Here is an 18,355-nt window from a genome sequence, read left to right on the forward strand (position 1 = left end):
GGTCCTAGATCGTCCGGCACCACCCGAAGGATTTTTTCGTGGCTGACTTCCAGTTCACCGTCGACAAGGCCCACGCCAAGTCGGTCAACGACACACTGGCCGACGTACGCCGCCTGCAGATTTCTGCGGTGATCTTCGCGATCGTCCTCGCCGCGGTCGGAGCCTGGCTGATCAGCATGGGTGAGGTGTGGTCCATCATCATCGGCGCGGTCCTCGCCATCGGTGCGGCCAGTTCACTGTGGGTCGCCTTGTGGGCACCTCGCAAGGTGGGAAGCGTCGAATCTCTGTATGCGGACAACCCACTGGTTCCCGCGATCGTCACCGAGGTTCACCCTCGAGCGGCGACCCTGACGGCACTGATCGACATCGCGAAGCCGGCGGCCGGAGCACCGAAGTACGCGCTCGTCAGCCGCAATGTTCGACTCAATCCGAAGTGGCGAGTCGGCGACCGCATTCCGTCGGTGGCACTGCGTTCGGATCGTTCCACCCGCAGCAAGGCTGACACGTGGCAGATGGTCAGCCCCATGCCGATCGAGTGGGGAACCAAGGACTCGGCAGTGCTGGCACGCGCGATCGCAGCTGTCAGTGCGAGCGAGTGGAACTTCCTGCAGAGCCGGATCCCCGACTCCGAAGAAGTTCGCACCCACCCCGATCGCCGGGTTCTGATCAACCCGGCCGATCTTCCTGACTCCCTGCGCTAGCCCTAACGGTTACGCAAGCGCGGGCAGCACTTCCTTCTCGAACATCTCGATTCCCGACGTGTCGTACGCGGCCTCGGGGAAGTAGAAGATTCCGTACTCGAGTCCCTGCGCCTTGAGCGCCGACAGGTTCTCGATGATCTGCTCGGGTGTACCGACGGCAGGCATTCCGCGGAATGCATCGAGCGACGCATCGGCGGCAGCTTCGCCGACCAACGGCGTCAGTCTGTCCTTCAGTGTCTCCAACCGCTGAGCCACCTCGGCTTCCGTCGCGCCGATGGCCACGTTGTAGTTGGCCGAACGGACGATGGCATCGAAATCGGTACCGACGGTGTCGCAGTGCTTCTTCAGGATCTCGGACTTGTGCGCGAAGCCGGCCGGGGTGCCGTCGAAGTTTGTGTACTGCGCGTACTTGGCCGCGATCTTGAGTGTGACCTTCTCGCCGCCACCGGCAACCCAGATGGGAATTCCGCCCTCTTGCAACGGAAGTGGACGGCACAGCGCTCCGTCGACCTGGTAGTACTTGCCGTCGAGCGTCGAGCTGCCGGTCGACCACGCCTGCTGCATGATCTGGATTCCTTCGTCGAGGCGGCCCAGACGCTCACCGGCAGAGGGGAAACCGTAGCCGTACGCGCGCCACTCCTGCTCGTACCAACCGCCGCCGATACCCATCTCGACGCGTCCACCCGTGATCAGGTCGGTGGTCGCGGCGACCTTGGCAAGGTACGCCGGGTTTCGGTAGCTCATGGCGGTACACATCTGGCCGAGTCGGATACGCGAGGTCGACGCACCGAGTGCGGCCATCAACGTCCACGCCTCGTGAGTCGCTTCTTCCGTCGGCTGGGGAACGGTGTGGAAGTGGTCGTAGACCCACACCGACTCCCACGGCCCTGCCTCCGCGCGCAGCGTGAAGTCTCGCATCACCTCCCACTGCTTCGCGGGGTCGATGCCGACCAGGTCCAGACGCCAGCCTTGAGGTACGAACAGTCCGAATCGCATGTAGCGAGCCTACCTACAGTTTCCCGACGCGCGACCGGGGTGACACCCGCGGAGAATAGACCGGAATGAAGCGGAACATCATCGCCGCGCCGGCGAACGAAGTCGCGCCCAGTGCGGCAAATGCCCACCCGAGCGGGAACACCGCGGCGAGAAGACCGATCGCGAGCGGCCCACCGAACATGCCCGTGTCGTGCGTCAATCGCCATGCAGCGAGGAACTCGGCGCGCTCTTCGGGTGGGGCGATATCAGCGCCGAGAGTCATGATCACGCCGTTGCCCAGTCCGTTGCCGATCCCCATCACGACAGCGACCACGGTCAATCCCACTGCGCCCGTCGAAAACGGCAACATCAGGTACGACACACCGATCACCGTCAGCGAAGGCACCGCGACCAACCTACGTCCGTATCGGTCCATGATGTGTCCGGCTGGATACGAGCACAGCAGGTCCACCGCCGCACCGATACCGAAGATCACACTCACCTGGGCTGCATCCAACCCGAGGTGTAATGCCCACAATGGAAGAACGGCCTCACGCGAAGCACGGGCGGCGCCCATCAGAAGGGAGCCTGTCCCGAGCGTCGACAGAGCGGCACGATGACGGCGAAGGATCTCCGGGAGGGTGACGTGCCCGTGATCGCTGTTGCCCGCCTGCACCTTTCGTGGCGGGTCGGGAACGCGGGCCATCAGCGCCCCGGCGAGCACGACGCCCACCAACTGGACGAGGAATCCTCCGCGCGCTCCCACCAGGAGAATCACGCCGGCACCGATGAGCGGTCCCAGGAAGAACCCCAACCGCCACATCGCGGCGAACGACGACATTGCTCGGGCCCGAAGACCGAGTGGCACGGTCTCGGCGAGGTAGCTCTGCCGCGCAAGGCCCCACACCGCATTCGCCAGTCCGGTCAACAGTGCGCCGATACCGAGCATCCACGGAGTCTGTGCAAGCAGACAGATCACCACTCCTGTTGCACCCAAAGAACTTCCGCCGATGATCGATCTACGCTCACCGAAACGCGACACTATCCGGCCGGCAGGGAGGTCACCGAGTACGGCACCCAAGCCACCGAGCGCAACGATCAGGCCGGCGACGGCGACCGATGCACCCAGGTCGCGCGCGGTGACGGCCATGATGGGGGCAGCCGCACCCTGACCGATCCCGAAGATGGCCGCCGGCACGAAAACCGTTGTGACCAGTGGCTTGAGTCCGGCGATCGCCGGCTGTTCCTTGGGCAGTGTTTCCGTCACGCGCTCACTTCTGCCGCGTCAGCGGCCCGCGAGAACCGGTTCGCCGGACGATCGAGGCCGTAGTGGCCCCGCAGGGTCGATTCGGTGTACTCGGTTCGGAAGAGCCCACGCGCCTGCAGAATCGGCACGACCCGGTCGACGAACACCTCGAGCCCTCCGGGCAGATAGGGCGGCATGATGTTGAAGCCGTCCGCTGCGCCCTTGTCGAACCATTCGGTCAACTCGTCCGCGACCTGCTCCGGTGTCCCGGCAAATGTCCGATGCCCGCGGCCACCGCCGAGTTTGCCGATCAATTCACGGACGGTGAGGTTTTCGCTCTCTGCAAGATCTTTGACGAGCTGGTATCGACTCTTGTTCCCTTGGATGCGATCGATGTCCGGCAACGGTGGCAGCGGGGCATCCAGAGAATGCTCGGTGAGATCGACACCCACCATGTTCGAGAGCTGGCGCAGCGAATACTCCGGAGAGATCAGGTCCGTGAACGACTGCTCCAGAGCCTTCGCTTCTTCTTCCGTATCCGCGATGAAGGGCACGATGCCCGGCAGCACCTTGATCTCGTCGGGACTACGCCCGTACTTGATCAGCCTCGCTTTGAGATCGTTGTAGAAATCCTGCCCCTGCTCGAGGGTTCGTTGAGCGGTGAACACGGCTTCGGCATACCTCGCCGCGAAATCCTTACCGCTCTCGGAGGAACCGGCCTGTACAAGCAGCGGACGTCCCTGTGGAGACCTCGGCGAATTGAGCGGGCCAGCCACCGTGAATCGTTGACCGTCATGGTCGATGCGATGGACACGATCAGGATCGGCGAAGATTCCGGTCTCTTCGTCCAGGACAACTGCCCCCTCTTCCCAGCTGTCCCAGAGTCCGAGCGTCACGTCGAGAAACTCCTCGGCGCGCTCGTAACGACCGCTGTGCGTCGGTACCGCATCGAGGCCGAAGTTCGCGGCCTCGTCGGCGCCGGCCGACGTCACGATGTTCCACCCGCCTCGTCCGCCACTGATGTGATCGAGGGAAGCGAACTTCCTCGCAAGAGTGTACGGATCGCTGTAACTGGTCGACGCGGTTGCAATCAACCCCACCTTCTCGGTGGCCGCAGCGATCGCCGACAGCAAGGTGACGGGTTCGAAGATCGCCTGAGTGTTGTATTTGACCCGCGGGCCGACTGCTAGACCGTCGGCGAAGAACACCGAGTCCAGCTTGCCACGCTCGGCGATTCTCCCCAGTTCCTGGAAGTGCTTGACGTCCAGAAGGTTGGCCGCATTTGTGCGTGGGTGGCGCCACGCCGCCTCATGATGGCCGACGCCCATCAGGAAGGCGTTCAGATGAAATTGTCGTTCGGACATGAGTTCGCAGAATCTTTCCGTGAAAGTGTGGTCAGGTGGTGACGCGCCAGCGCGAGAGCCGACGTTCGATCAGGACCAGAATCGCGTTGATTGTCAGACCCAACAACGAGATCGCGACGATGCCCGCATACATGTTCGGGATCTGGAAGTTGAGTTGGGAAGCGGTGATCAGATACCCGAGACCGGCTTTGGCCCCGACCATTTCGGCGGCGATCAGCACGAGAATCGACGACGCGGCGGCCATGCGGATACCCGTGAAGATCGTGGGAACTGCGGCGGGCAGAACCACCTTCTGGAACAGCCGAATCGAGGAGAACCCCAGCGAGGCAGCGGACTTGATCAGCAGGGGGTCCACTGTTCGCACACCGGAGATCGTGTTGAGCAGAATCGGGAAGGTGCAGGCGTAGATCACCAGGGCGATCTTCGATTCCTCACCGATTCCGAGAATCAGCACGAAGACGGGAAGCAGAGCCAAGGCTGCTGTGTTGCGGAACAATTCGAGAATCGGGTTGAGGAAGTCGGAGACCGGGCGGTACCAGGCGATCGCGATTCCCAACGGAATCGCGATCGCAATGGCCACGAAGAATCCGGTCAGGGCACGCGTCAGACTGGCCGAAACATGCTCTTGCAATTGTCCGTTCTCGGCGAGAGTGAAGAATGCGGACACAACTTCGGTGAAGGGCGGCAGGAAGACCTTGTCCACCAGCCCGAGCCGAGGTGCCGCTTCCCAGATCCCGAGGAAGATCGCGATCGCAATCGACGGCTTGGCAATCCGCCAGGCGGTGGAACCAATGTATCGCGCCGCCTTGCCGCCGGCCTGGCTCCGCTGCGCAATGTCAGGTGTTTTGTCGGGCAACGGTTTCGGGGTGGCGACCACCTCCGGCGTCGCCAATGCGCTAGACATGTGCAACCTCCTTGGCAGGATCGAGTTCGCCGGCCCGAGCGCGCTCGACTTCACCGTGCAGCAGCGTCCAGATCCGGTGCCGGAACACACGGAACTCCTCACCTGATCGCACGTCGTCGCCGGACCGGTCGATGTCGATGTCGACGATCGTCTTGACGCGCCCCGGCCTCGAAGTCAGTACTGCAACACGTTGCCCGAGGTAGATGGCCTCGTCGATTCCGTGGGTGATGAACAGGATGGTCTTGCCGGTGGCCTTCCAGATGCGCAGAAGCTCGTCCTGCAGCGACTCTCGCGTCTGTGCGTCCAGCGCTGCAAATGGTTCGTCCATCAGCAACACTTCGGGATCGAAGGCCAAGCTGCGGGCGATCGCGACTCGCTGCTTCATTCCACCGGACAACTCGTGCGGATAGCGATCCGCGAAACCTTGCAGACCGACCAGTTCGAGGTAATGCTCGGCGAGCTCGCGCCGTTCGCTCTTCTTCACGCCCTTCGCTTCGAGTCCGAACTCGATATTGTGACGTGCAGTTCGCCATGGAAGTAGCGCGTATTGCTGGAAGACGATTCCCCGATCCAAGCCTGGGCCCGTGATCTGCTTGCCGTCCAGAAGGATTCGACCGGAAGTGGGCGAACTGAGTCCTCCGAGGAGGTCCAGCAGAGTCGACTTGCCGCAACCACTCGGCCCGACGAGGACCAGGAACTCCCCCGGCGCCACGTCGATGTTGATGTCCTCGACCGCGGTGAAAACTTCGTCGGTCCCACGAATGTCGAACTGTTTGGTGACGTGCTCGAGCCGTAGTTTCGGTTCTGTGCTCATTTTGCTGCCTCCAGTGCCTGTCCGTCAGCGCCGCTGTCGGGTGAATACGTTCCGTTGGCGTACGGGTTGAATTCGTTGGTGTAGATGTCCGACGGCTTCAACTTTCCTTCTTCGAGTTCGCCGTTACGGGTGAGCCAGTCGATCCACGTGCTGATCTCGGTATCGGTGATCGTTCCGCCGGGACCGGCGACTCCTGGGCTCTTCCAGTAACTGATGAGCTTGGTGTCCTCGTTGCGTCCGCGGCTGTTGATGATCGACGTCAGCTTCGCGATCACTTCTTCCCGTGGGTGCGTCTGCGTCCAGCGGATGGCCCTCGCTGTTCCCTGTACGAAATCGGCGACCGCCTCCTTGTTCTGCGCGATGTAATCGTCACGGAACACCAACGTGCCGTAGGTGAACGAGCCGAACAGCGATTCGTCGGTGAACAGCTCGCGAAGACCACCGCGTTCGAGCGCTGAGTCACGGAAGACCGAGCCGAGGGTGGCGACATCGATCTGTCCCTGCCGCAGCGCCTGTTCCGTGTTGACCGGCGGAACGACGATCAATTCAACCTGCTTGATCTCGTCAGGCGTAAGTCCCTGCCGCGCAAGCCATTCACGGACGACGAACTCGTGGTGCGCACCAAGGGTGTTCATCCCGACCTTCTTGCCGATCAAGTCCTTCGCCGACTTGATCGGACTGTCGTCGAGTACGTAGTACCCGTTGAAGCTCTCCTTGTCGGAGCCGTAGTACCCGATGACCGAGGTGATCGGTGAACCCGCGGAAGCCAACTTCACCACCGCACCGTTGAACGCTCCGCCGAACTCGGTTTGACCAGTCGCTGCGTTCTGAATGCTCTGAGGGCCGCTGGTCGTATCGCCGATCCAGTTGAGCTCCACGTCGTTGAAGTAACCGAGGTCAGCGGCCAGTTCGGGGTAGATGACCTGTCCGGTGCTGCCCTCGTACCGCAGGACGGTCTTGCCGTCGGCGGTCTTGACGACTTCGTCGGAGGAGCCCGAGCAGGCAACGGCAAGGCTGGACAGAGTGACAAAGGCGACGGCCGCGGCTACCGAGCGCGCGAAACGAGGGCGAATCATGAAGTTGCTTCCTGTAGAAGATGATTGGTTCAGTTCTCGGCTACACCTGTCCGGAGCGCCGTGTGCGGCGCTCGGCACAGGCAGGTGTGGGGAATGTCAGTTCAACGACAACAGTTGAGCGACATGAGCGGGAAAGACCGAAACACGTGAGACTCCAATGAATGTGAAGACAGAATCGAGCCGTTAGCAGTGCCGAAACCATACGTCGGCACCCACTACCTGGGTCAACGGTTACATTCATGCCGGATTTAATGTGTGAGGTCCGTATCATGAGGGCATGCTTTCGCCGACGACTGCGCAGGACTTCGAGCAACACCGTGGCCACCTGACGTCGGTGGCCTACCGTCTCACCGGAAGTTTCAGCGACGCTCAGGATGCGGTGCAGGAGGCATGGATACGCTTGCAAGTCGCACAATCGAGACAAGGAAGCGACCTCGAGATCCGGGAGCTGCGCGGATGGCTCACCACTGTTGTCGGTCGGATCTGCCTCGATCATCTCAAATCGGCCGCAGTCAGAAGAGAAAGCTATGTCGGACAGTGGCTTCCGGAGCCGATCGTCACGCCCGTCGACGCCACCGCGGGCACACCCTCAGCGACACCCGATCCGCTGGAGTACGTCGTGACGCAGGAACAGAATCGTTTTGCTGCCCTCGTCGTCCTGGACACCCTTACTCCCGCTCAACGCGTTGCCTTCGTCCTGCATGACGGCTTCGACGTGCCCTTCGCCGAGGTTGCGCGCATCCTCGACATCGAAGTAGCCACTGCCCGTCAGTTGGCCTCGCGGGCCCGTAAAGCCGCAGCGTCGGCGCCGGTCCCGGTCAGTAGCGAGGAGCATGCTGCCGCCGTCGAGCGATTGGTGACGGCTATCGCGAGTGGAGATCTGAACGCCGTGATCGATGCACTCGATCCCGATGCCGTCCTGATCGGTGACGCAGGCGGAACGACCCGCACGGCTGTCAACATTGTGCGCGGCAGCGATCGTGTGGCGCGGTTCTACCTGGGATTGGCCCGCAAGTACGGACCGGCAGCGGTGTTCTCGATGTCACCGGTTCTCGTCAACGGACGGCTCGGCGGTGTATTCGCCGGCTCACCAGGGGATGACCAGTACCCGCAGTTCGCCGCTCGCGTTGCCGGCTTCACTGTCCGCGACGGAGTTGTGTGCGCAGCCTACGATATTGCGAATCCAGCCAAGTTCAGCGCTGTGCCGATGCTCGATCACACCGAACCCGAACGCAAGTAACGAGACTCCCATTCCTCGAGGTGTGATCTGGACACCTGCGTTCCGAACCACAGTCGGTGCAGTACATCCGATCCCAGATGATGCAATTCGGTGTGCGTCCTCCACTGCTGCGACGCCCACTCTGGTTCGTTGTGGGCGGCGTCGATCCCGGCCATCGCGCTACCTCGCAGTTCGAAGTCCAGGTCCCGTCGAAGCTCCGAAAGCTCCGACCAATTCGCCTGTGGTGCATAGTGCCTCGCGCGAATTTCGGTCAGCAGCTTGAACAGGACGCTACTCGCCCGTTCGTCGACCCAGATCAGAGTGCGTCGATGCGCACCGCGCCCCACCGTCCACAGGACCACCAACGCCACGACGACGCCGATTGCCGTCTCGAGCATGCGGCTGAGGATCAGATGTTGGACGGTCCCGTGCGCACCACCGGCCGCGCCGAGGAGAATCGCGAGGGCGGTGATGAAGATGACGGCTATCCCGTAATTCCGCACCAGGAACAGCTCGATCCCGGCCATCAGGACTGCAAGTACCGCCACCAACCACAGACCGGTCGGACTCCAGGCGTAGATGGCACCCAACAGAATCAACCCGAGGACGGTTCCGCCGATGCGGTGAATTCCGCGATAGGTGCCCAGTATTCGATCCGGTCCTTGATGAAGGACCATCGCCGCGGCGATCACCGCCCAGTCCGGGCGATCGATGCCGAGCAGGACGGTGAGGGTTCCCGCGGCCATGCAGGCAATGGACAGCCGAAGTGCCGTGATCGACGCTCGGCTGGACGGATTGCAGGCGCGGAGGAACCGATATCGGATCGTCGGGTCGGGCAGAGGCGGGTGGGCCCCGACCTCGTCGACGTCGAACGCGGGGTCCGCCATGAGCTCCGGATCGTGGTCGTCGGAGATCGCTCTGGCCATCGAGATCTGCGCTCGTTCGAGTTCACGGATCAACGGGTGGTCTTTCCCGACGATTGCGCCGCGGTAAAGGCACTGCCACGCGTCGTGCAGCCGAAGTGCTGCAGCGTGGCGTTTGTCTCGCGTGAGTTCGGGTTGGGCGTACGCCGCCTGAGCGTCTGTGTACTCCGCAACGGCCGATACGGCTGCCTGTACAGCGCTGCGTTCGACAGCTCTCGGTGCCCACACGATTCCCGTCATCGAGACGACCACCGCGCTGATCCCACCGATTGCCGTCCACATCGCGACCTCGACCGGCGGCTGGCCGGGAGTGGCGATCACGGAGCTGATCTCGGTGGTGAGCAACAGAAAGAACGCGCCCGGTGGACCCAATCGAAGCGCGTCGACGGTGAAGGCGCAGGTCGACACCACGACGGCCATGATCAGCACGACAAAGACGAGCAGCACCGTCGGCGCTCCCTCGGCGATGGCTCGGTGGACGGGCTCACCCACTGATGCCCCGATGAAGGACAGGATCGTCAGCGCCGTCGCGGCGATACCGACTGCCTTCCACCTGCTCCGGTACGGACGACCCTCACCGTAGATCGATGCAAATGCACCGAGGCCGACCAGGAGCGAAGCAGACCCGAATCCGAGCAGTGTGGCGGTGGCCGCCGGAATCGCCAGGGCGAGGGCGACGCGAACCGCTCCGGGGTACCGGTTTCCCACCGGCGGCAATCCGAACAGGACGCTGCGCGCCGGCCGCGGAGCCGGGAGGTTGGACTCGTGACCCGCTGATGTTTCTTCGGGGTCCACTGCCCATCCTTCGCGCCGGCCTGTTCGTGTCTGTGTCCTCCCATTCTTGCGGGCGGCCGACGTGGAATTCGAGGCGGGTCCGGAGGTCGATTCGACTACCCCGTTATTGACACTCTGTCAACAGTGTGGATGATAGGTGGAGTCGGATCCGCTCGCGGGTCGCACTTCATCGATCGGGAGAATCACGATGACGCAAGGATCTACCGCAACCCGAACCACCGAACGCCGGTCCCCGTGGATGGACGACGAATTGGAGGCCGTGGCCGACCTGGCAAGGAACTTCTTCGCCAAACACGTCACACCGCATCAGAAACGCTTCGCGTCCCAGGGTTTTCCCGACAAATCCGCATATCGGGAACTCGGGACGCTCGGGCTCGCCGGCATGTCGATCCCCACCGAGTACGGCGGCGGAGGAGGAACGTTTGCGCACGACGCCGTGCTGTTCCACGAGCAGGTCATGGCGGGTGATCATTCACTCCAACTCGGCGTGCACTCGGGAATCGTGCCGCACTACCTCAATGCCTACGCCGATCACGAGCACAAACTGCGCTGGCTACCGAAGCTGGTGAGTGGCGAGTGGGTGGGCGCAATCGCCATGACCGAGCCCGGCACCGGATCCGACTTGCAGAACATCACCACCCGCGCTGTCCGCGACGGTGACGACTATCTGATCAGCGGCGCAAAGACATTCATCTCGAACGGTCGCAATTGTGATCTGGTGATCATTGCCGCCAAGACCGATCCCAGCCTCGGAGCGCGTGGAGTGTCGCTCATCGTGGCCGAGGTCGATGACAACACACCGGGTTTCGAGCGCGGGCGAATACTCGAGAAGGTCGGACAGAAGGGCCAGGACACCACCGAGCTGTTCTTCGACCGCTTGCGGGTGCCTGCAACAAACCTGCTCGGGGACCGCGAAGGCACGGGGTTTGCCCAGCTGATGCAGCAGCTACTGCCCGAACGATTGATCTGTGGGGTTGCAGCCACTGCGGCAATGGAGCGTGCCGTCGCCCTCACCGTCGAGTACACCAAATCCCGAAACATGTTCGGGCAAACGCTCTTCGATCTGCAGAACACCCGCTTCGAACTTGCCGAGTGTGCGTCCATCACTCGTATCTCGCGGACGTTCATCGACGACTGCATCGTCAAATACCTTGCCGGGCAGCTCGATGCGACTACCGCCGCGATGGCCAAGTACTGGCTCACCGATCAGCAGTGTGCCGTGATCGACCGCTGCGTGCAACTACACGGCGGGTACGGCTACATCCTCGAATATCCCATCGCTCAGATGTACGCCGACGCTCGTATTCAGCGAATCTACGCCGGATCGAACGAAGTCATGAAAGACCTCGTGGCGAGATCACTCTGAGCAATCAGGAATCCGCCTCGCACGCCGGCAGAACGTCACGCACGATGGCGAGCAAACTGCGTACCAGCAGAAGGTGCACCTGTTCGCGGTCGAGCGCTCCCGTCACCAACCACTGCTTACTGGCGGCCTTCGCCAATCCTCCGTACGCCACGATCATCGAATGAACAGCAGCCTCGCTGCCTTCACTCGGTCGAATCTCGAGCGCATCCATCATGCGTCGCGCAGCAACGTCGTCAGCGTCCTGCAGGATCCGATCCATCTCGGGATCACGGCGGAGGTCGTCGGACATGACTGTCGAGATCCACATGTCGCGATGACGCCAGGCGACGTCGAGCCACCGATCGATCACGGCGCCGATCCGCTTCTCCTGGCTCGCCGATCGCGGAATGCGGTCCACCGCCACTTCGGGAATGAAGACGAATCGCCGCACGACGTCGAGGTACAACTCCCGCTTGGAGCCGAAGTAATGATTGAGCAGCGGACGACCGACCCCGGCCGCCTTGGCCAACTCGGTCATCGAGACGTCGGCAAAAGACTTCTCCTCGAAAACCTTTGCCGCGCTGACAATGATCTGCTCACGCCGGTCTTCAGGACCGAGACGCTTTCCGCCTGTGGCCGACGCGGACGTCATTCTTTTCTCGCGGGCGTGCTGTTGACCGTCGCCTGCGCTTCGACCATGAGCGAAATGTGTTCCACCAAACGCTTTCGAGAGATCTTGGAGGACGGGGTGTGCGCCTGATAGATGAACGCGAGGGCACCGAACAGCCCCACCGAATTGAGTTCGGAGTTCGCGGAGTCGGTTGCCTCGCCGCCGTACATCAGCTCGAGCGACGCGGAGATCGGATTGGTGAACTCCGCCATCAATTCTCGCCCTCGATCCCACAGCGCAGGTTCCGCCTGGGATTCGACGAACATGATGCGTCCACGGCGCGGATCCCTGAATACGTAGGTGGTGAAGGCCTTCACCACGTGACGGATCAGGGCCGACGGTTCGGAAGGCGCCGCCTCGAGAGCGTCCAGAATAGTGTCGCGTGCCCCGAGAACGACCTCGTCGAGCACGGCGACCAGCAGTTCGTCACGATTGGCGAAGCTCTCGTAGAAGTACCGTTCGGTCAGCGCAGCCTCGCGGCAGGTCGCACGCATGGTCGCGGCGGCCGCACCCTCGGTGCCCATGATCTGCAACCCGGCTTCGATCAGCTGTGCCCGGCGCGCGGCGCGGCGATCTTCTGGTTCCTGCCCACGCCACCTGCGCGGGCCGGTGCGCCGAGCCTCGGTATCCGTCATGTCCCCATGTTCTCACTGACCGGCAGTGCTCTCGACCTCAGGTTATCGCGGCGACCTCGGCAAGCGAACTGACATCGTACGATGTCAATCAATTCAATTCTGACATCAATCGCTGTTGACATCACTTGATGTCAGACTTACTCTTCGTTCAGTTGTTCACGCACCAATCAGGAGGCGTCACACATGGTCGACATCGACCCAACCTCGGGGCCATCGGCCGGTGACGAGGAAACTCGAACTCGCCGAACACGAGTCGTCGTCATCGGAGCCGGTTTCGGCGGCATCGGAACGGCTGTCCGCTTGAAGCAGTCCGGGATCGACGACTTCGCCGTTCTGGAACGTGCTGCGGAGCCCGGGGGGACCTGGCAGGTCAATACCTACCCCGGTGCACAGTGCGACATCCCGTCGATTCTGTACTCGTTCTCGTTTGCGCCCAATCCGAACTGGACGCGGCTGTATCCCCTGCAGCCAGAGATCTACGACTATCTCCGGGATTGCGTCCATCGCTTCGGACTGGCCGGTCATTTCCACTGCAACCAGGACGTGACAGAAGCTTCGTGGGACGAGCAAGCCCAGATCTGGCGGGTACACACTGCGGAAACCGTCTGGGAGGCACAGTTCCTGGTCGCGGCCACCGGCCCGTTCAGTGCCCCCGCCACACCCGACCTTCCCGGGCTCGAATCGTTTCGTGGTCAGATGTTCCACACCGCGGACTGGAACCACGACCACGACCTTCGCGGTGAGCGGATAGCCGTGGTCGGCACCGGCGCCTCTGCGGTGCAGATCATCCCCAGACTGCAACCGCTCGCGGACACGTTGACCGTGTTCCAGCGGACACCGACGTGGATCCTGCCGCATCCGGATCAGCCGATGACCGGCTGGCCAAGCGCTCTCTTCGAGCGGGTGCCGCTCACCCAACGACTGGCACGCAAGGGACTCGACCTGCTTCAAGAAGCCCTGGTACCCGGATTCGTGTACAAGCCGTCACTGCTCAAAGGGCTGGCCGCGCTCGGTCGAGCACACCTTCGCCGGCAGGTGCGGGACCCGGAGCTTCGCGCAAAGCTGCTCCCCCACTACGCATTCGGATGCAAGCGTCCGACGTTCTCGAACACCTACTATCCCGCGCTGGCGTCACCCAATGTGGAGGTGGTGACGGACGGAATCGTCGAGGTGCAGGAGCGCGGAGTTCTCACCGCGGACGGAACCTTCCGGGAAGTCGACACCATAGTCATGGGAACCGGCTTTCGGATGGGAGACAACCCGTCGTTCGACATCATCCGAGGCCAGGACGGCCGCAGCCTCGCGCAGACGTGGAACGGCAGTGCCGAGGCCTTCCTCGGCACCACTATCAGCGGTTTTCCGAACTTCTTCATGATCCTCGGACCCAATTCCGTGGTCTACACCTCGCAGGTCGTCACGATCGAAGCCCAGGTCGAGTACATCGTGAGCTGCATTCTTCAAATGGACGAGCGCGGCATCGGCAGCATCGACGTCTGCGCAGACGTGCAACGCGAGTTCGTACGCGCGACAGACCGCCGACTCGCCACCAGCGTGTGGAACGCCGGCGGGTGCAGTAGTTACTACCTCGTCGACGGCGGCCGCAACTACACCTTCTATCCCGGATTCAACCGATCATTCCGGGCCAGGACCAAACGAGCCGACCTCGCTCACTACGCGCAGGTACAACCCGTCTCGTCCGCAGCACTCACCACTGCTCGAGAAACCGTGAGGAGCCGATAATGCTCGGCATCAACGCCTTCCGAGGCACACCCGTCGTCGCACCGTCCGGCGCTCGCCGCTACACAGACGAAGCACATGCGATCGCCGCCCGTGACGTCGAATTCGACTGGGACGGCGTACCACTGCATTACGTGCCGAACGAACCGATGGTCACCCACGTCATCAACTTCATGCATCTCGTGTTGCCCGAGGGAGAGCGGGCCATGTCCGCAACGCTCGCCGAAGCACTCCCGCTCATCGAGGACGCCCGCCTGCACGAAGAGGTGGTGGGATTCGTCGGCCAGGAAGCAACACACGCGTCGTCGCACAAAGGTGCACGCGAACATCTTGCGGACCTCGGCATGGACATGAAACCGATGTCACGCCGGATGGACTGGCTCGTGGACAAGATATTGGGCGACAAAGGATTGACCGGAAAAGCCAAGCACGCCTGGCTCTGTGAACGTCTCGGCTTGTTTGCCGCCATGGAGCACTACACGGCAGTGGTCGGGGAATGGCTGCTCACCGATCCCGCCCTCGAAGATGCCGGCATGCACCCGATGATGCTCGACATGGTCAAGTGGCACGGCGCCGAGGAAGTCGAACACCGCAACGTAGCCTTCGACGCCTACATGTACGTGGACGGCAGCTACGCCAGACGCGTTCGCACGGCGCTGCTGGCCAGCTTCACGTTGTTCGTGCTGTTCATCGCCTCGATGAACTACCTGTTCCGACAGGACCCGTCCACGACGAAAGGCCGACTGTGGCCTCTCCAACTGATAAGCGCCACCCGTCGTGGCCTGGTACCCAACATGAAATTCCTGATCACCGAGATTCCTCCGTATCTGCGGCCGAGCTTCCATCCTTCCCAGATCGGGGACATGGACGTCGCCATGCGTTACCTCGCTCGCTCGCCTGCTGCCAATCGTTCTTCCGAAGCGAGCGCAGGATGAACAAGACGACTGCCGACAGTTCCCACGACGCACCCGACTTCACACCGACCCGGTCGTTGAGGTTTGCCGCGCAAGCCACCGGCGCATACCGCCGAATCTTTGCAGCAAGTCCAGCAGCGCAAATACTTTCGCGCCCCAGCCCGGTCCGCTACAGCGGGTTCGACATGACTCTGGACGTGAAGTCCGTCCGGTCAGAGTGCGACGACGTCCTGAGTGTCACCTTGACCCCGAGGGAAGGAATCACCCTTCCGTCGTGGATTCCCGGCGCCCACCTCGACATCTTTCTCCCCTCGGGAAGGCAACGACAGTATTCGCTGTGCGGCGACCCCGACGACTTGTCCTCGTATCGGATCGCCGTCCGGAGGATCGACGAGGGTGGGGGCGGCTCGCGCGAGATACACGAGTCGCTGAAACCCGGCATGGTGGTGGACGTCCGAGGGCCACGCAATGCATTTCCGTTTGTCGCGGCTCCGTCGTACCTCTTTGTTGCGGGCGGAATCGGGATCACTCCGCTCCTTCCCATGGTGCAACGTTGTCACCGCCGCGGAATCCCATGGCGTTTGGATTATCTCGGACGAACTCGGACGGCCATGCCATTTCTCGACGAGATCGAGGAATACTCCAGCGGCCGGGTTACCATCCGACCGGACGACGAGTTGGGCCCGACGGATATCGAAACACTGGTCGCTGCTGCGGATCCCGGTGCCGCGGTGTACACGTGCGGACCGGCGCCGCTGATGAACATGGTGCGCGCGGCGACCTTCGCCGGCAATCCGACCGGATCGGTGCACAGCGAGAGGTTCTCCCCACTCCCGGTAGTCGACGGCAAGGAGTTCACGGTGCATCTGGCGCGCACCGGTCTCACCGTCGATGTGGGCGAGTCCGAAAGTGCTTTGGCTGCGATACGACGTGCACTTCCCGGAGTCGCGTATTCCTGCCAACAGGGCTTCTGCGGTACGTGCAAGGTTCGGGTGCTCTCGGGGAGCGTCGATCATCGAGACACCTTGCTCACCGAATCCGAACGTGCCGATTCGATGTTGACCTGTCGATCACGTTCCACCGGTGCATCTTTGGTGGTGGACCTGTGAGGGGAAAATTCTCTCTTGCGGCAGCCGGCGCAGACTTCGTCCGATCCGCGCCGCTGGTGATCACTCACCGGATCGAATCCGAAGCGACGTGCGAAAGCCTGTGGCAGACGTTGACCTCGGACGGAGCGCTCACGTCGTGGGCGCGCGGGATCACCGGAGCCGACTGGACCTCGGCCAGACCATTCGGCATCGGGACTACCCGAACCGTGCGCGCCGGCGCTTTTGCTGCACTGAACGAGAGATTCTTCCGCTGGGACGAGGGGCACCGAATGACGTTCTACGTGGAGTCGGCGTCACTGCCGGGGTTCAAACGCTTCGCCGAAGATCTGGTGCTGGAACCGACTTCGACTGGCAGCCGCCTCACCTGGACATTCGCCGTACAAGCGCAGCCGTGGTTCGCCCCGATTCTGGCTCTGTCCCGACCGATCCTCGAACGCGTCACTCGCAGCTGGGCCGACGGCGCCGTCCACCACACACTTCAAGGAACTCCACGATGACGGCGACCGAGATCGACACGACCACACAGGCGTCCGACGACACGGTGACACAGGCAGTGCGCGACGCCCGTACTGCTTCCGAGTGGTGGGCAGAACTGACATTCGAGCAACGCGCTCGTCGACTGGATCGGTGGCGTGGAATCATCGCTCGTCGAGCATCCGAACTCGCCGACGTCGTGCACCGGGACATGGGCAAGCCGCACCCTGACGCGATGCTCGAAATCGCCATGGCACTCGAACATCTCGTGTGGGCGTCGAAGAATGCCCGAAATGTATTGGGCAGGCGCAGCGTCCGCTCCAGTTTGTTGACGGTCAATCAGGCCGCCTCGGTGGAGTATCGACCTCTCGGGGTGATCGGTGTGATCGGTCCGTGGAACTATCCGGTCTTCACCCCACTCGGTTCGCTCTCGTTCTCGCTGGCTGCAGGCAACGCTGTGGTCTACAAGCCGAGTGAGTTCGCGCCGGCAGTCGGGCAATGGTTGGTCCGAGCGTTTGCCGAGGTCGTCCCTGAACATCCTGTGCTGCAAGTTGTCACAGGCGACGGTTCGGTCGGCGCGGCACTGTGCCTGGCCGGTGTCGACAAGATCGGGTTCACCGGATCGACCGCGACGGGCAAGAAAGTCATGGCAGCGTGCGCCGGGACCCTCACACCGGTGTTGATGGAATGTGGCGGTAAGGACGCGCTCATCCTTGATGCCGACGGAGATGTTGGTGCCGCCGCGGATGCTGCGGTGTGGGGCGCATTGTCCAACTCCGGTCAAACCTGTCTGGGCGTCGAGCGTGTATACGTGCACGAACAGGTATACGACGAGTTTATCGACAAGACAATCACTTTGGCTGCCCGAGTTCATGCGGGCCCGGGGGCCGAAGACAAGATCGGTCCGATCACCATGCCCTCGCAAGTGGCTGTAATCCGGCGCCACATCGACGACGCGGTGTCTCGAGGTGGACGTGTCGTTCTCGGAGGGCTCGGCTCGATCTCCGGCCAGTATGTGCAACCGACCATCATGGTCGACGTCCCCGAAGACAGCCTCGCCGTCACGGAGGAAACTTTCGGCCCGACGATGACGATCACCAAGGTCGCCTCGATGGACGAGGCGGTGGAGTTGGTCAATGCGTCGCCATATGCATTGGGAGCAAGCGTGTTCGGCAAGGATGGAGTGGCTGTTGCCGATCGGCTCCGATCCGGAGGAGCGTCGGTGAACTCTTACGTGATGTATGCCGCGGTTCCCAACCTGCCACTGGGTGGGGTCGGAGCATCTGGTTTCGGACGCGTTCACGGCCCAGATGGTCTGAAGGAGTTCACCTATGCCCGGTCGATGACCAGGCAACGATTCCGTTCGCCCCTACCACTGACGACGTTTCGACGGACCGCCCGAATCGACTGGCTGGTCAAGGTTCTCATCCGCGCTCTACACGGAAGGCACTGAA

General features: G+C 62.4%; 17 protein-coding genes. 8 read left to right on the plus strand and 9 right to left on the minus strand.

Going from position 1 to position 18,355, the window contains the following annotated elements; all coding sequences use genetic code 11:
- Window positions 1-38: 38 nt before the first annotated feature.
- Window positions 39-701, plus strand: a complete 663-nt coding sequence (locus ACKAMS_RS19065; RefSeq protein WP_020970500.1) for a DUF3239 domain-containing protein — start codon at window positions 39-41, stop codon at window positions 699-701.
- A gap of 9 nt (window positions 702-710) precedes the next feature.
- On the opposite strand, the gene ACKAMS_RS19070 is transcribed toward ACKAMS_RS19065, so the two are convergent.
- The 6 genes from ACKAMS_RS19070 to ACKAMS_RS19095 are packed head-to-tail and all read right to left on the minus strand — an operon-like array spanning window position 711 to window position 7,080.
- Window positions 711-1,697, minus strand: coding sequence for an LLM class F420-dependent oxidoreductase (locus ACKAMS_RS19070; protein ID WP_020970501.1), 987 nt, complete (start codon window positions 1,695-1,697; stop codon window positions 711-713).
- 13 nt (window positions 1,698-1,710) lie between these two features.
- Entirely contained in the window at window positions 1,711-2,943 is a 1,233-nt protein-coding gene (locus ACKAMS_RS19075) for an MFS transporter (protein WP_021332205.1), read from the minus strand.
- Window positions 2,940-4,286 carry an LLM class flavin-dependent oxidoreductase gene (locus ACKAMS_RS19080; protein ID WP_019744952.1) on the minus strand — a complete coding sequence of 449 codons (1,347 nt, stop codon included), beginning with the start codon at window positions 4,284-4,286 and terminating at the stop codon, window positions 2,940-2,942. The genes ACKAMS_RS19075 and ACKAMS_RS19080 overlap by 4 nt, the downstream gene beginning before the upstream one ends.
- A gap of 31 nt (window positions 4,287-4,317) precedes the next feature.
- Window positions 4,318-5,190: an ABC transporter permease gene (locus ACKAMS_RS19085; RefSeq protein WP_019744953.1), complete on the minus strand. Its 873-nt coding sequence runs from the start codon at window positions 5,188-5,190 to the stop codon at window positions 4,318-4,320.
- A complete protein-coding gene (locus ACKAMS_RS19090; RefSeq protein WP_003940477.1) occupies window positions 5,183-6,004 on the minus strand; it encodes an ABC transporter ATP-binding protein in 822 nt (273 codons plus the stop codon). Before ACKAMS_RS19090 ends, ACKAMS_RS19085 begins: the two co-directional genes overlap by 8 nt.
- The gene (locus ACKAMS_RS19095) at window positions 6,001-7,080 is read right to left on the minus strand and encodes an ABC transporter substrate-binding protein (RefSeq protein WP_019744955.1); all 1,080 of its coding nucleotides are present in this window, start codon (window positions 7,078-7,080) and stop codon (window positions 6,001-6,003) included. Before ACKAMS_RS19095 ends, ACKAMS_RS19090 begins: the two co-directional genes overlap by 4 nt.
- A gap of 277 nt (window positions 7,081-7,357) precedes the next feature.
- On the opposite strand from ACKAMS_RS19095, the gene ACKAMS_RS19100 reads away from it, so the two are divergent.
- A complete protein-coding gene (locus ACKAMS_RS19100) occupies window positions 7,358-8,320 on the plus strand; it encodes a sigma-70 family RNA polymerase sigma factor (RefSeq protein WP_019744956.1) in 963 nt (320 codons plus the stop codon).
- Here the strand turns inward: ACKAMS_RS19100 and ACKAMS_RS19105 are convergent.
- Window positions 8,296-10,017 (minus strand): FUSC family protein, encoded by a 1,722-nt coding sequence (locus tag ACKAMS_RS19105; protein WP_408989378.1) that lies wholly within the window; start codon window positions 10,015-10,017, stop codon window positions 8,296-8,298. The two genes, ACKAMS_RS19100 and ACKAMS_RS19105, sit on opposite strands and share 25 nt — an antisense overlap.
- Before the next feature lie 187 nt (window positions 10,018-10,204).
- Between ACKAMS_RS19105 and ACKAMS_RS19110 the strand changes: the two genes are divergently transcribed.
- Complete coding sequence (locus tag ACKAMS_RS19110) at window positions 10,205-11,383, plus strand: acyl-CoA dehydrogenase family protein (protein WP_197941798.1); 1,179 nt, start codon at window positions 10,205-10,207, stop codon at window positions 11,381-11,383.
- 4 nt (window positions 11,384-11,387) lie between these two features.
- On the opposite strand, the gene ACKAMS_RS19115 is transcribed toward ACKAMS_RS19110, so the two are convergent.
- A complete protein-coding gene (locus ACKAMS_RS19115; RefSeq protein ID WP_020970505.1) occupies window positions 11,388-12,014 on the minus strand; it encodes a TetR/AcrR family transcriptional regulator in 627 nt (208 codons plus the stop codon).
- Window positions 12,011-12,667, minus strand: coding sequence for a TetR/AcrR family transcriptional regulator (locus ACKAMS_RS19120; RefSeq protein ID WP_046379073.1), 657 nt, complete (start codon window positions 12,665-12,667; stop codon window positions 12,011-12,013). Before ACKAMS_RS19120 ends, ACKAMS_RS19115 begins: the two co-directional genes overlap by 4 nt.
- A gap of 183 nt (window positions 12,668-12,850) precedes the next feature.
- Here ACKAMS_RS19120 and ACKAMS_RS19125 point away from each other — a divergent pair, with 183 nt between their 5' ends.
- Genes ACKAMS_RS19125 through ACKAMS_RS19145 form a run of 5 tightly spaced genes read left to right on the plus strand, consistent with a single transcriptional unit; the run spans window position 12,851 to window position 18,354 of the window.
- Window positions 12,851-14,407: an NAD(P)/FAD-dependent oxidoreductase gene (locus ACKAMS_RS19125; RefSeq protein ID WP_070385586.1), complete on the plus strand. Its 1,557-nt coding sequence runs from the start codon at window positions 12,851-12,853 to the stop codon at window positions 14,405-14,407.
- The gene (locus ACKAMS_RS19130; protein ID WP_408989379.1) at window positions 14,407-15,339 is read left to right on the plus strand and encodes a metal-dependent hydrolase; all 933 of its coding nucleotides are present in this window, start codon (window positions 14,407-14,409) and stop codon (window positions 15,337-15,339) included. Before ACKAMS_RS19125 ends, ACKAMS_RS19130 begins: the two co-directional genes overlap by 1 nt.
- Complete coding sequence (locus ACKAMS_RS19135) at window positions 15,336-16,427, plus strand: PDR/VanB family oxidoreductase (RefSeq protein WP_408989380.1); 1,092 nt, start codon at window positions 15,336-15,338, stop codon at window positions 16,425-16,427. The genes ACKAMS_RS19130 and ACKAMS_RS19135 overlap by 4 nt, the downstream gene beginning before the upstream one ends.
- Window positions 16,424-16,924, plus strand: coding sequence for an SRPBCC family protein (locus ACKAMS_RS19140; RefSeq protein ID WP_408989381.1), 501 nt, complete (start codon window positions 16,424-16,426; stop codon window positions 16,922-16,924). The genes ACKAMS_RS19135 and ACKAMS_RS19140 overlap by 4 nt, the downstream gene beginning before the upstream one ends.
- Entirely contained in the window at window positions 16,921-18,354 is a 1,434-nt protein-coding gene (locus ACKAMS_RS19145) for an aldehyde dehydrogenase family protein (protein ID WP_408989382.1), read from the plus strand. The genes ACKAMS_RS19140 and ACKAMS_RS19145 overlap by 4 nt, the downstream gene beginning before the upstream one ends.
- Window position 18,355: the final 1 nt, after the last annotated feature.

The sequence above is a fragment of the Rhodococcus sp. 5A-K4 genome, assembly GCF_046097995.1.
GTDB lineage: Bacteria > Actinomycetota > Actinomycetes > Mycobacteriales > Mycobacteriaceae > Rhodococcus_F > Rhodococcus_F erythropolis.

What these genes read in the sequence shown, in the direction of transcription:
- ACKAMS_RS19070 (WP_020970501.1), bottom strand. Translation starts at nt 1,697, where the DNA reads ATGCGATTCGGACTGTTCGTACCTCAAGGCTGGCGTCTGGACCTGGTC.
- ACKAMS_RS19080 (WP_019744952.1), bottom strand. Translation starts at nt 4,286, where the DNA reads ATGTCCGAACGACAATTTCATCTGAACGCCTTCCTGATGGGCGTCGGC.
- ACKAMS_RS19085 (WP_019744953.1), bottom strand. Translation starts at nt 5,190, where the DNA reads ATGTCTAGCGCATTGGCGACGCCGGAGGTGGTCGCCACCCCGAAACCG.
- ACKAMS_RS19090 (WP_003940477.1), bottom strand. Translation starts at nt 6,004, where the DNA reads ATGAGCACAGAACCGAAACTACGGCTCGAGCACGTCACCAAACAGTTC.
- ACKAMS_RS19095 (WP_019744955.1), bottom strand. Translation starts at nt 7,080, where the DNA reads ATGATTCGCCCTCGTTTCGCGCGCTCGGTAGCCGCGGCCGTCGCCTTT.
- ACKAMS_RS19100 (WP_019744956.1), top strand. Translation starts at nt 7,358, where the DNA reads ATGCTTTCGCCGACGACTGCGCAGGACTTCGAGCAACACCGTGGCCAC.
- ACKAMS_RS19110 (WP_197941798.1), top strand. Translation starts at nt 10,205, where the DNA reads ATGACGCAAGGATCTACCGCAACCCGAACCACCGAACGCCGGTCCCCG.
- ACKAMS_RS19115 (WP_020970505.1), bottom strand. Translation starts at nt 12,014, where the DNA reads ATGACGTCCGCGTCGGCCACAGGCGGAAAGCGTCTCGGTCCTGAAGAC.
- ACKAMS_RS19120 (WP_046379073.1), bottom strand. Translation starts at nt 12,667, where the DNA reads ATGACGGATACCGAGGCTCGGCGCACCGGCCCGCGCAGGTGGCGTGGG.
- ACKAMS_RS19125 (WP_070385586.1), top strand. Translation starts at nt 12,851, where the DNA reads ATGGTCGACATCGACCCAACCTCGGGGCCATCGGCCGGTGACGAGGAA.
- ACKAMS_RS19130 (WP_408989379.1), top strand. Translation starts at nt 14,407, where the DNA reads ATGCTCGGCATCAACGCCTTCCGAGGCACACCCGTCGTCGCACCGTCC.
- ACKAMS_RS19135 (WP_408989380.1), top strand. Translation starts at nt 15,336, where the DNA reads ATGAACAAGACGACTGCCGACAGTTCCCACGACGCACCCGACTTCACA.
- ACKAMS_RS19145 (WP_408989382.1), top strand. Translation starts at nt 16,921, where the DNA reads ATGACGGCGACCGAGATCGACACGACCACACAGGCGTCCGACGACACG.